Origin of the sequence: Bacillus sp. AFS018417, from assembly GCF_002560985.1 — a bacterium.
Taxonomy (GTDB): domain Bacteria; phylum Bacillota; class Bacilli; order Bacillales; family Bacillaceae_G; genus Bacillus_A; species Bacillus_A rhizoplanae.
In genome coordinates, this window is the sequence record NZ_NTTM01000023.1 from 58118 (window position 1) to 70712 (window position 12595).

Genomic DNA, 12595 nt, shown 5'->3' on the forward strand with positions numbered 1-12595 from the left:
TATGACTGTACTTTGTCTGTTTTTTACCCCTCTTCTAAATTATATCATTGTTTAAAATTATTTGATACAAATAATTATTTAGATAATTAACATAATAATACAAGAATGTATGTATAATTGAATTTTAAAAGGAAAAATACGAAATAAAATTTTTTTCGACATACAGAAATTTCGGGGGGGTGGGTAACAATATAGTAAAATGCCTTCTTCAAAAAATAATTTCGACAAATGCTTTTTAACATCTTCTCCTCTCTATAAACACTCCTTCCATTTCATATAAAAAGTGGTATACAGATAAACAAACATTATATAAAAATAACTCATATGCCTATTCATCAAAAATAAGAAAAGACCACTTATACAAGTAGCCTTTTCCTATTTTTCACTTATTTTGTCTATGCTCATCATTTCGCTTTTTAATTTCTGTAATTAACTTTACCATCTCTTCTTTTGCATCTGGATACGTTTCATTCCAATGCTTTACAAGAGCTGGCATCGTTTTAGCAATATACGAATATAACGCCCATTTCTCAACCTTTTGTTTATATTCTTCGTTGCTCTCTCCTAATAATAGCTCTGTATACTTCTGTAGCAAGCCGTCAAACTGTTCTTGAAATTTGTCACTCATCCCTCTAGCTCCCTTCTCATTTCTTCATATTTGATAGTAAATAAATTTAAAGATAGAAACAATTTTCTTGTCCTACTTTTTTAAGTCATATTAAAAAAGAAGCAGCCTTATTTCGCTGCTTCTCCTATTCGGGCAGTAAAATCCCGATTAGTTCCACTCTATAACTTCGACTGTACAGACTGTAACTTCTTCTCCATGGAGCTGACTTTATCACGGCGGTCATCAACACGAATATTTGTTGCTACGCGACCTGCGCCTTTAGAAAATGGAACCTCATGCATTTGTTGAATGACTTCAAATAACACCGGAAGTTCTCCTTCAATAATTGTATTCATTGGTGTTAATTGATACTTCACGCGATCTGCATTTTTCTCAAGTACTTTTTGTATTTCCGCTACATACTCACTTACACTTGTAGTGCCTGTTCCAACTGGAATAATGGTAACATCAACAATTGCCATTTCTGTTCACCTCTTCTGTAGATTCTTTACTATTGTACAAAATTTTCTCCATAACTAAAAATATATCGGCGCTTTTTACAATATATCGGCGCTTCGACACAATATAAAGACCTTTCGACAATATACGACAGAAATTCACCTCAAAAAATTGCTACCCGTAAAAGCCCGATTGGTTCAACTAACCATCAGTGGGGGATGCCCCCCACTGATGGAAGTTTTACTTTATTTCCCCAGAATATGCTTATCTACCGTAACTCTTTTCTGTCCGCCCTGCATATATTGATATGACTTCTGCAAGAAATCGCATTTTCGCAACTTTGAAAGGAAGTGGATTATGAAACGTTTATTTATTACCTTATTATTAGCAGGAAGTCTTCTGCTAGGAACAACAGCGTGTGAGAAAGAGAAAGACAAACCAACTTCTTCTCCTCCAATTGAAAAGCCAGTTCCACCAGAACAAATACCAGCCCCGGCTCCTACCCCAAACCCACAACCTGCTCCTCAACCGGGCCAACCTAATCCACATCAACCAGAACAAGCTGAGACAACTCGAACTATCCAAGAATATGTTTCCACTTTTAACCGTCTTGGAAAGCCATCCGGATATAACTTAGGAAATGTTAAGCTATTCACAGAGGATCAAGCAACTGTTACGTACAATGGAACATTCAGCAATGGTTTAGGATTTGGCATGACAATTTATAAATCTAACGGCAATATCGGTGCTGTTGCTGTTGTCGGTTCAGATGCTTCTGAACAAGACACTTCAGCCTTTTATGCAACGGTAGGTCTTGTTATTTTGAGTTTAGACCCTTCTCTTGGTCAGCAAGGTGTTATGTCTATTTTAGAACAACTTGGATTAACTGATCGTACATCTCATCAATATACAACACAAGCTATTGGCGGGACATTAATGGTAACAGAAAGTAACGGCATCCTCACATTCCAAGCTGTCCATAATTAAATATGAAAAGAGTTACAATCTCAATATATCGGCGGAAGTGGGGCAGTTTTCTTCCCCTCTCTTCTCCATCCTTTACTGCCCGTTAATGCGGGATAAAGGCCTTCCGACAATATACAACAGAAATTCACCTCAAAAAATGGCTGTCGGAAAAATCCCGACAGCCTAAATTTCAATTTTCTATTTTAAACTGTTCTACTAGCTTTTCCAAATCGCTCATTTCCACTGTTAATTGCTTCATCGTTCCTGGCACTTTTTCTAAATGAGATACCTGTGTTTCTGTTTCAATCACAAGAGAAGAAGCTTCTTCCCTTGTATTCACGAAGAGAGTTCCTTATTCTTAAGAAAGAAGAAATTTTCGTTCAGGAGGAACTATGTTACAAAGATTCGGTTTTTCACAATATGAAAGTCAAGCATACGAAGTCCTCGTTTCAAGCGAAGAGCCGCTTGATGCAACGAGCATCGTGAAGTATTCTGGTGTTCCGAAAGCAAAGATATACGAAGTATTGGCACGTCTTATTGATAAAGGCATGGTGATGGATTCTGTTTCTGAAAAGAAAAAACTATATATCGCCTTGCCGCTGCAGCTTGCTATCGAAAAGTTAACCGCAGAATTTCAATCAAATATTGAAGAGTTACAAAACAACGTATCGAAAAAAATATATACAGATGACCGTGTTTGGAGCTTAAAAATACAGTCTTCTATTCATGCGCAAAGTAAACACCTTGTGCAGGAAGCAAAGAAATCCATCCGTATGTCTGCATGGAATGATACGTTCCTAGAATATATGCCGTTATTAGAAGAGAAGAAAAAGCAAGGTGTAGAGATAGAAGCACTTGTTGTAGGGAATCTTCATACAACACTAGAACAAATTCATCTTCTCATCCCAACAGAAGAACATGATGCACTTGAACGCTTTTTACTCATCATTATCGATGATCATGAAATTTTATTTGCAGGTGTTGAGCAAAACTCATGGCAAGCAATGAAAACAATGTCTCAGCCATTCGTTAAATTTTTCACAGAATTTTTCTATCATGACGTTGCCCTTGCGAAAATTACAGAAAAGCATCATGATTTATTTATGAACGATGAGGAAATTCGAAGCATATTAATGAAATTACGTTATTAAAAAAACGGACATGTATTCCCACTCATGTCCGTTCTTCATTTTGATTCTTTATATCCGATAACAACGAAATAATTTGTTCATTTTGTTTTATTTGTTCTTCTGAGTTTATATAAATAAAACGAATCCATCGAAACACAAAGGCAAGCAATGCAAGTGGTGCAATCATAAAGATAAATTCGACAACAGACGTTAATACTGTAAACACCTCCTTTTAACAACATATTCCACAATCTCTTTCAACATCCTTGCACAAAAAAATAGGCATCTCCAAAAGATGCCTATTTCAAAATTCATTATCGACTAACTTACCTTTTTCTTATTCAAATTTGCCTCTTTCTTATTCAAATACCAATACACTGGTAATCCAGTTAATACGATACCAATTGACAAGAAACAACTGATTGGATCATTAATAATCGCACTTCCAATTACAAAGAATGATCCTAAAATTGCTATGATTGGTACGATTGGATATAAAGGAACACTATATTCACGCTTTTGTCCTGCATTACGTTTTCGTAAAATGAATACACCGATAAATGTCATCACATAGAAAATATAAATAATAAATACGGAAATCTCGGACAATTTATTCGGGTCACTTACAATCATTAAAATAATACCAAGTAGAATCTCTACAAAAATTGCATTTGCTGGCGTTTTAAACTTATCATTAATTTTCGCAATAAATTTTGAAAACGGTAGCTGACCAAGTTCTGCCATTGATACTGGAATGCGTGGGAATGTTAAAATTTTTCCATTTAAACATCCGAAAATTGAAACGATAACCCCAATACTAATTAATTTCCCACCGTATTCACCTAATAACATTTCAGCCGCTTTCGCTGTTGCATTCTCACTAAGTGCAACAATTTGCGGAGCTGGTAACACTTTTAATAATGCCATATTAATCAACACATACGCTGCTGTTACTACAAGGATTCCAATTATCAGCGCTTTTGGCAATAGCTTTGTTGGATTTTTCATTTCACCGCCGATAGACGCTAGTAAAATCCAACCATCATATGCAAATAATGTTGCCAAAATTGCCATCCCAATACTTTGATTTGCGGACGCTGGTACAACGACGTTAAATATATCGCTGTCCCCTTTCCAAAATCCCATCACAATAATAAGTACAACCGGGATCATTTTCCCAACTGTTGTCACAGTTTGAACAATACCCCCATACTTTGTTCCAACACTATTTACAGCACCAAGAAATACAACTGTTCCAATCGCAATTGGTAAATTCCACACTTTATCAATATGGAAAAAGTTTAAAACTAACGAACTAAAATACAATCCTAATGTTCCAATAATTGCTGGTCCATATACAAGTGTTTGCATCCATCCAGATAAATAACCCCAAAATCTTCCGTAAATCTCTTCTAAATACGTATACAAGCCACCATTTTTCGGAATTTGCGCTCCAATTTCTGCAACAGTTAAACCACTTGCTAAGGTCAAAATCCCCCCTACTACCCAAGCAAAGATTGCCATGTTAGAACTTCCTGCGTAATCCAGTACCTTACCTGGCTTCATAAATACCCCAGAGCCGATAATTGTTCCGACAACGATTGATAATGCGACTGTTAGACCAATTTTATTTTTGTCATCGTGATGCATACTGCGTCTCCTCCCTATAATCCTAGTTTGATCTAAATAAAATAAAAAAACACTCCTCCCTAAAAAAGGGACGAGTGTTTGATTCGCGGTTCCACCCTTGTTCCAATTGACACGAAGACACAAAGCGCCAATTGCTCAAGTTTCAGATAACGGCTGTTGCCGGCAAACAATTACTAGATGTTCGTTCACTGCTGCAGTTCAAAGGTGGTAAACTATTCTTTCGTATTAGGAAGTTCACAGCCTAAGACTTCCCTCTCTGAGAATCGTAAAAAATAGATCATGTCCTTATCAATACTTTTGTCGAATATTGTTGTTACTGTTCATTATATTGAATTTTTGAAAAAATGCAAGCGTGTTTTATATTACACATACAAATTATCTCAGTATAATATAACAGATGTAAAGTTCCTCTCTGTTAACCTCCAAGCCCCTTCATAATCAAGCCGATAACAAGTGGTCATTACATTCATGCATCAATTTCGTATATCGAAATCACAAAAAATAGACAGTGCTCTCACAAGCACTGTCTTATTTATAAAAATAAATTTTTCTTATGCCCCTTGCCCTTGCACTTGTACATCTTCACGATCCATAACTTTCCTCAATACTATAGTTTGAATCACAGTAAATAGGTTACTTGTAATCCAGTACAAGACAAGTCCTGATGGTGCAGCTGATCCCATAAATAAAATCATTGCCGGCATTATAAACTGCTGGACTTTTAATACTTGGCTTTGCTCTCCTGTCATATTAGACTGAAATACTTTCATTTGCAGGAATGTTGACATAGCAGCAAGGACAGGTAAAATGTGATAAGGATCTGCATGTCCTAAATTTACCCATAAGAAAGAAGATGAACGAATCTCTTCCGTGTGACTAATTGCATAGTACAATCCTGAGAAGACCGGCATTTGCAGCAGCAATGGTAAACAACCCATCAGCGGGTTTACACCGTCCTCTCTCATTAAAGTCATCATTTCTTGTTGATATTGCTTTTGTTTTTCCGGATTCTTCGTCGTATCGCCATACTTTTCCTTCAATTTCTGAAGCTTTGGCTGCATTTTTTTCGTTTTTAATTGGCTGCGATATTGCGTAATCGTCAGCGGCAGTAATATTGTACGAACTACAATCGTAATAATGATAATGGCAATCCCAAAGCTATGATTCGGCAAATGGTGCGCCACAAACTGCAGCATAACAGAAATTGGATATACAATAAAGTGATTCCAAAATCCTGGACTATTCGCATCCACTGGTCCTGCATTTGCATTCGCATTACTACAACCAGATAAAACAACAACAAGTAATAAAGATAAACTTACGAGCCAAGCTCGGTATGATTTAAACATATATATATTCCTCCAATGTTTCTTAATTCGTTAGCGAAACATTGGTTATATACGGACCTACATCGTCACTCTCTCCGCTTGCTTCTTGCCTGCGAACTGAGTGGGCCATTCCATGTTTATAAAAGATAGAGAAAAGTAAGCTATTCCCTATATGCTCCTCACATGTTTCAACGACTGCGAAAGCTTTCTGTCTACCTCTATATGTTTGCTGACGTACAAAACGTGAAACATTAGTGAGAAATAAGACTTCTAATAAACAAAGTGCCGTTGTTACAACAGATATACATAACATTGCATCTTGCAATAGGAATTCCATCTCTTCACATCCTTATGACAGGATTATATCATACTACCTCAACATGTAAATTCCTTATATTTTACATATTCATGTTTTTATTTATGCACTTAAATTGTAAAAATTTTATAAAATTTTCGTATAATAATAAAACTATTGCCAGTGTTTGAAAAAAGCATTATTCTCTTCTTGTAATCAAAAACGAATATGGAGATGAAAACAGACTATGGGCCAACTAGGAGACGCCGATTACGTTCCCGATACCGCCTTTTTAGCATTCCCAGCCGCAAAAACATTGCATTTAGAATTCATCATTCAACTTGTTGTTATTTCAGTCGCTTCAATCCTCTATGCAATTTCAATGAATATGTTTTTTATTCCACACCACATGATTAGTGGCGGCTTTGCTGGCGTTGGGATGATTATCGGTTACTTAATGCACTATAGCATTGGTGCACTCATCTTTTTATTAAACATTCCACTGCTCTTTCTTAGCTATTTTTATTTAGGAAAGAAAACAACTTTTTTAACAGCATACTTTCTTGCTGCATCGACTCTTGCTATGAATATCATTCCAGTTCATCAACTTTCTGAGGATGTTTTGTTGTCTTCTGTTTTTGGTGGTATACTTTGCGGAGCTGCAACGGGAATCATTTTCCGTTTTGCCTCTTCAACAGGTGGATTCGATATTATTGGATTAATTGTAGCAAAACATAGGGATATTTCCATTGGATCCATTACTTTTGGCTTTAACCTTATTCTACTTGCAGTCGGTGGTTTTATTTTTGGATGGGATATTACACTTTACACACTTATCAGCCGATTTGTTGTAAGTAAAGTCATCGATTCTATTCATACAAAGCACATTAAATTAACAGTGATGACCGTTACAGAAAAAGGAAGTGCCATTAAAAAAGCATTACTACAAAACGGGATTCGCGGTGTAACAATGGTTGATGCTGTCGGTGGATATACAGATCATAAGAAAAAAGTGATTTACACAATTGTTACGCGCTATGAATTAGGAGAAATTAAACGTCTAATCCGCCACGTTGATAGCCATGCTTTTATTAACATTACAGAAACAGTAGAAGTGGTTGGACGATTTAAACGTATATAACAAAACGCAAGGAGGAAATCCTTGCGTTTTTATTTGCATATAAAAGAGTTCAGTAAAAGCAACTGATGGAAGTTTCACTTTATGATATAGAAGAAAATAGAATGATGTTTATAGCTATTTGAAACATCAAAAACTGGAAATATCAGATAATTATTTTTATTCAAATCTAAAACATGTTATACTATGTATATATCATAAAAGTAGATAATAACTATATCTTCTTATTTAATTTTTATTAATTAAAATTCAGGTCCTCCTGTTCAAATGATGATGATAAAGGAGATGAACGTATGAACAAACGAATTAGATTTATAATTGCAACATTATTTGCCGTAGCAGGTGGTCTCGTATGCTTTTGGACAAATACTCATACTGGTGAAAATTTATATATGAATGGAATCGATTCTATTGTAAGCGCTTCAATTTTAGGTGCGTTTACTTTCTTTCTTTTCAATCCGGAAGAAAACGCAAGAAAAACGACACTCTTAACGATGATTGGAATTGTCGGCGGTTGTATCTCATTTTCAACAACAACTTATGATTTACCTCTGCAACTTAGTACAGCATTCTTCCATGGTCTTTGGACTTGGTTTATCGCATTTTGCTTAGCAGATATCTTTGATTTACTACAAGATGAAAACCACGTTCAAATGGAAAGTAATTCGTAATAAAAAAGAAGGTGGTCTCTGAAATGCANNTGCATTTCAGAGACCACCTTTTTCGACATAGAATGGATATTTTTAATTTACTGTTTGCACAAGTGCACGTCTAATTTGTTTGCGAAATTTTACCGCTAAACCTACTGCCACAACCACAACAACACCGATAATAATCTTTCCGATATGATCTTCAAACACTCCAAAAATAGCATCTATGTTTCCACCTAACCAATAACCGCCTACTAAGAAGAATGACACCCAAAATAATGCCCCAGAATAAATTGTTATCGCAAAGCGGCGAAATGGTAAACTAATAATACCTGCAAAGTACCCTGTAAAATGACGCACACCAGGAATAAAAAATGCAATAAATATTAGGGAATACCCATACTTATCGAACCACTTCCGCGTTAAATCAATTTTACGCTGCGTTAAAAAGACATACTTTCCGTACCTTTGAATAAATGGCATACCGAGCTTGTTTCCTACAAAATATTGAATGGTCATACCAACGCTTGTCCCTAGAAAAGAGAAGAAGATTAATAATGTTAAGTGTAACTCACCTGTATGCACTAAATATCCTGCATACACTAATGTTGGCTCTCCCGGAAACGGAAATGCAATATACTCTAACAACAGTCCAACGAGTACAACATAGTACCCGTATTGTTGAAATAATTCATGAATCCATTCCATGTCGCCCTCTCCTTTTCTTGCTGATATTCAATCTTCTATAACGTACTAATTTTGTATCTTTATTGTATAAAAATGTTGTCGAAACTACTATCGCAATGGCTTACAATAAGCTTACATTTTTGTAAGGAAAGTGATTATATACTTTAATAAAAAAATAGCACCACAATCGGTGCTATTTTTTTATATTAAAGACCCATACAGTTTTTCCACTTCTTCCTCAATTTTCTTCACATCGATACGTTCAAATAACGGTGATACATTCGAAATATAAGCTGGACATTCAGTGACGTAATTCCATTTGCTCTGAGAAACCTCTAACATTTGTTGTACTTGTGCAGATGAAAACGGAAGAAACGGCGCTAATACTTGTGTAAAGTTTATAATGAAATGAACACAATTTCGCATTGTTTCATCGCAGGCTCTCTTGTCCTCTTTTATTTGTTTCCAAGGCTGTCTCTCATCGAAATATTTATTAGCATAACGAATCGTTTCAAAAATTATTTCTAGCGCTTGTTTAAAATGCGCTTTTTCAATCAATCGCCCTGCTTCCATATATAATCCTTTTAGCTTTTCTTCAATTTCTTGATTGATGTGTCCAGTTGGTACAGTATTCTCGTAATATTTTTCAAGAAACTTCAGCGTTCTATTAACAAAGTTTCCATATGCTCCTAACAATTCACTATTATGACTATAAATAAACTCTCGCCACGAAAAATCTGTATCTCGATTTTCTGGTGCGTTTATAGTTAAAAAATAGCGTATCGAATCAGGATTATATTCCTTTAACATGTCTGGTATCCATACAGCCCAGTTCCTACTCGTAGATAACTTCCTTTTTTCCACCGTTAAATATTCATTAGAAACAATATATTCTGGTAATGCTTTCGCTTGTATTCCCTGCAAAATAGCTGGCCAAATAATTGTATGAAATGGAATATTATCTTTGCCATGCACATAATACGTCCGTGTATCCTCTTGCCAAAATGGTGTATCATCACAGTTTATTTCTTGTGCCCATTGTTTACTTGCTGAATAATAACCAGACACAGCCTCAATCCAAACGTACACCTTCTTCTCTTCGTACCCAGCAACCGGAACGCTTACTCCAATTGGCAAATCTCTTGAAACAGCACGATCCTGTAATCCTTCTTGTAAATATCGCTGCGCCAGCTGCACGGCGTTCTCACGCCACGTGCCATTCTGTTTCACCGTTTCTATATACTCTTCTAATTGCTTCTGTAATGACGTTAGTGCAAAATAAAAATGCTCTGTCTCCTTAATTGTCGGCACACTGCCGCACAACTTACATGTTTTCTCTAATAAATCTATCGGATCCAAAATAGCAGAACATGCATCGCACTGATCACCACGCGCCTGTGCGCCGCATTGCGGACAAATCCCTTCCACATAACGGTCCGGCAAAAACTGCGCACAAGTCTCACAATATGTTTGCTCCACCTTCTTTTTATAAATAAGCCCCTTTTCTAAAAGCTCTAAGAAAATGTTCTGAACTACTTCATGATGATGAACACAGTCAGTACGTGTATAGCAATCATAGGAAAAACCTAACTTCTGAAAACATTGTTCAAATTCCTCATGATAGCGATCCGCAATTGTTTTTACACTTACTCTCTCCTGCTTAGCACGAATTGCAATCGGTGTACCGTTACAGTCACTTCCTGATACATATAACACATTGTCTCCTTTTAGACGGTAATAACGTGCTAAAATATCTCCTGGCAGTAAACTAGCAATATGACCAAGGTGCAATGAACCATTTGCATATGGCCAAGCGCCTCCAATAAAAATATTCATCCTACATGCCCCCCTTTAAAAATAAAAAAGCCTCGCCCCTATCTTTTAAAAAGATAAGGACGAGGCTGTATATACAGTCGTGGTACCACCTTATTTCGTCAATCGCTCACACGATTGACCTCTGCAAGTACGGAGCAACTATTGCTCGTATACTGTGACTTTGATAACGAGAGCCAACACTCGTCGTCGCCTACTATTATCAAGTGATAAGTTCAGGACGAAGCTCAGAGGCCATTGTTCAAATGAGTATTCTTGCTTCTTCTCAGCTACCGAAGCTCTCTGGAAAGAATGATTTCATTCTACTTTTCCTCTTCAACGCTTTTCATATATAATTTACATTTTATAATATCATACAGAAAAATCAAACTATTCGTTCGTTTTATTGCAAAAAAAATTACAATTCATTCCATCGAAAGGAAATTCCATGTTTACGAAGAACTTATACATCTTCATGGAAAGGAGAGGTCTTTTTGAATCAACAGCAATTAAGCGCAAAAAATAAAGCGGGCTGGAGTAAAGCCGCTTATGAAGCTTGGACAAACCGCCACGGAACGCCGCATTCTTTCGGCAAGCAAATACGGGAAAACCCTACTGCCGAGGTCGCTTATTATTTGCCTTACATCGGTGAAGTGCGAGGAAAACGAATTATAAATTTAATGGGATCAAAAGGAAGTAAGGCGGTTGCCCTTTCATTATTAGGGGCAGAAGTAACGGTTGTCGATATTTCAGAGAGCAATGCGAAATATGCTAAAGAACTTGCCGCAGCCGCTAAAACACATATTGAATACATCGTGTCTGATGTACTAGATTTACCAGAAACAATAGGCTCATTCGACGTAGTATTACTTGAGCTTGGTGTGCTCCACTATTTCATAGATTTAGAGCCTTTATTTACACTTATTTCTCAATTACTAAAACAAGGTGGAACATTCCTTTTACGCGACTATCATCCGATGTATACAAAACTTCTGCAAATAGAAAATAACCAAGCAATCGCAAATGGCAATTACTTTTATGAAGATGTAATCGAAGTAGATGTAGCATACGGTATGCTCTTATCAGAAGCAGAGCGCTCCTCTTTACCTAAAAATACGATTCGCAGATGGACGTTAGGAGAAATTGTAACAAAAATCGCCCAAGCAGGACTCCATATCGAAGAGCTCACAGAAGAATGTGGTGCAAAGCAAAAATGGGTCTTTCCACCTCACGCGCCGGAAGGAATTGAACATCGCATCTCTGGACTATATACACTGATCGCCAAAAATATATAGAAAAACTCTCTTTAGAATGAAGAGAGTTTTTCTTCTATGTATAGCGCGTATAAGTCGAAGTTGGAGATTACTAAAATATAATTAAATAGGATAAAGTGAAACTTTATGAGGAATGCTTTTTTCATCTAGAAAAAAATGCTGTGAGCTCAATCACTGCATCTTCTCTTTCTATCTTGTATAATGAGAATAACTATCAATCATGAATAGAGGTGTTTTCATATGTCTCAAACTTTAGAAGATAAAGTATATGCCAATTTAGAAGCTGTAATTGACCCTGAGCTTGGCGTAGATATTATAAACCTTGGGCTAGTATATGATGTCACAACTGACGAACAAAATAATGCTGTTATTACAATGACAATGACTTCTATCGGTTGTCCAATGGCTGGACAAATTGTATCTGATGTCAAAAAGGTATTATCGACAAATGTTCCAGAGGTAAATGAAATAGAAGTAAATGTTGTTTGGAATCCTCCTTGGTCCAAAGAACGTATGTCACGCATGGCAAAAATCGCATTAGGAATTCGCGATTAGATAAAAAAAGACCTGACATTATTAAAGTCAGGTCTTCTTCGTTT

Annotated in this window: 15 protein-coding genes and 2 other annotated features; of the genes, 6 read left to right on the forward strand and 9 right to left on the reverse strand. The window is 36.3% G+C overall.

From position 1 onward, the window contains the following. Nucleotides 1-382 precede the first annotated feature (382 nt). Both CN326_RS10135 and CN326_RS10140 read right to left on the reverse strand, forming a co-directional pair. Complete coding sequence (locus CN326_RS10135; protein WP_098308883.1) at nt 383-628, reverse strand: YusU family protein; 246 nt, start codon at nt 626-628, stop codon at nt 383-385. A 158-nt stretch (nt 629-786) separates the two neighbouring features. Further along, the gene (locus CN326_RS10140; RefSeq protein WP_090998954.1) at nt 787-1089 is read right to left on the reverse strand and encodes an MTH1187 family thiamine-binding protein; all 303 of its coding nucleotides are present in this window, start codon (nt 1087-1089) and stop codon (nt 787-789) included. A 334-nt stretch (nt 1090-1423) separates the two neighbouring features. On the opposite strand from CN326_RS10140, the gene CN326_RS10145 reads away from it, so the two are divergent. Next, on the forward strand, nt 1424-2053 hold the full coding sequence (locus CN326_RS10145; protein WP_098308885.1) for an adhesin: 630 nt from the start codon (nt 1424-1426) through the stop codon (nt 2051-2053). A gap of 169 nt (nt 2054-2222) precedes the next feature. On the opposite strand, the gene CN326_RS24595 is transcribed toward CN326_RS10145, so the two are convergent. Then, nucleotides 2223-2372: a hypothetical protein gene (locus CN326_RS24595; protein WP_176524583.1), complete on the reverse strand. Its 150-nt coding sequence runs from the start codon at nt 2370-2372 to the stop codon at nt 2223-2225. 52 nt (nt 2373-2424) lie between these two features. Here CN326_RS24595 and CN326_RS10150 point away from each other — a divergent pair, with 52 nt between their 5' ends. Next, on the forward strand, nt 2425-3183 hold the full coding sequence (locus CN326_RS10150) for a TrmB family transcriptional regulator (RefSeq protein WP_098308887.1): 759 nt from the start codon (nt 2425-2427) through the stop codon (nt 3181-3183). Between the two features lie 22 nt (nt 3184-3205). Here CN326_RS10150 and CN326_RS10155 read toward each other — a convergent pair whose 3' ends face one another. From CN326_RS10155 to CN326_RS10170, 4 genes are all read right to left on the reverse strand, one after another. Further along, on the reverse strand, nt 3206-3388 hold the full coding sequence (locus CN326_RS10155; protein WP_141525021.1) for a hypothetical protein: 183 nt from the start codon (nt 3386-3388) through the stop codon (nt 3206-3208). Between the two features lie 95 nt (nt 3389-3483). Beyond that, entirely contained in the window at nt 3484-4812 is a 1329-nt protein-coding gene (locus CN326_RS10160) for an APC family permease (protein ID WP_098308889.1), read from the reverse strand. Between the two features lie 63 nt (nt 4813-4875). Further along, nucleotides 4876-5113, reverse strand: a binding site (T-box leader). Between the two features lie 250 nt (nt 5114-5363). Then, nucleotides 5364-6161, reverse strand: coding sequence for a membrane protein insertase YidC (gene yidC / locus CN326_RS10165; protein ID WP_098308891.1), 798 nt, complete (start codon nt 6159-6161; stop codon nt 5364-5366). Between the two features lie 22 nt (nt 6162-6183). Then, nucleotides 6184-6477 carry a hypothetical protein gene (locus CN326_RS10170; protein ID WP_098308893.1) on the reverse strand — a complete coding sequence of 98 codons (294 nt, stop codon included), beginning with the start codon at nt 6475-6477 and terminating at the stop codon, nt 6184-6186. Nucleotides 6478-6682: 205 nt separating this feature from the next. Between CN326_RS10170 and CN326_RS10175 the strand changes: the two genes are divergently transcribed. Continuing rightward, nucleotides 6683-7576: a YitT family protein gene (locus tag CN326_RS10175; RefSeq protein WP_098308895.1), complete on the forward strand. Its 894-nt coding sequence runs from the start codon at nt 6683-6685 to the stop codon at nt 7574-7576. Nucleotides 7577-7866: 290 nt separating this feature from the next. Then, nucleotides 7867-8244: a DUF3938 domain-containing protein gene (locus CN326_RS10180; RefSeq protein WP_098308897.1), complete on the forward strand. Its 378-nt coding sequence runs from the start codon at nt 7867-7869 to the stop codon at nt 8242-8244. Nucleotides 8245-8316: 72 nt separating this feature from the next. Here the strand turns inward: CN326_RS10180 and CN326_RS10185 are convergent, their stop codons facing one another. After that, nucleotides 8317-8931 carry a DedA family protein gene (locus tag CN326_RS10185; protein ID WP_098308898.1) on the reverse strand — a complete coding sequence of 205 codons (615 nt, stop codon included), beginning with the start codon at nt 8929-8931 and terminating at the stop codon, nt 8317-8319. A 180-nt stretch (nt 8932-9111) separates the two neighbouring features. Continuing rightward, a complete protein-coding gene (gene metG / locus CN326_RS10190; RefSeq protein ID WP_098308900.1) occupies nt 9112-10746 on the reverse strand; it encodes a methionine--tRNA ligase in 1635 nt (544 codons plus the stop codon). 52 nt (nt 10747-10798) lie between these two features. Beyond that, nucleotides 10799-11071: a binding site (T-box leader), on the reverse strand. A 145-nt stretch (nt 11072-11216) separates the two neighbouring features. On the opposite strand from metG, the gene CN326_RS10195 reads away from it, so the two are divergent. Then, nucleotides 11217-12017: a class I SAM-dependent methyltransferase gene (locus tag CN326_RS10195; protein WP_098308902.1), complete on the forward strand. Its 801-nt coding sequence runs from the start codon at nt 11217-11219 to the stop codon at nt 12015-12017. Between the two features lie 219 nt (nt 12018-12236). After that, a complete protein-coding gene (locus tag CN326_RS10200) occupies nt 12237-12551 on the forward strand; it encodes a metal-sulfur cluster assembly factor (RefSeq protein ID WP_098308904.1) in 315 nt (104 codons plus the stop codon). Nucleotides 12552-12595: the final 44 nt, after the last annotated feature.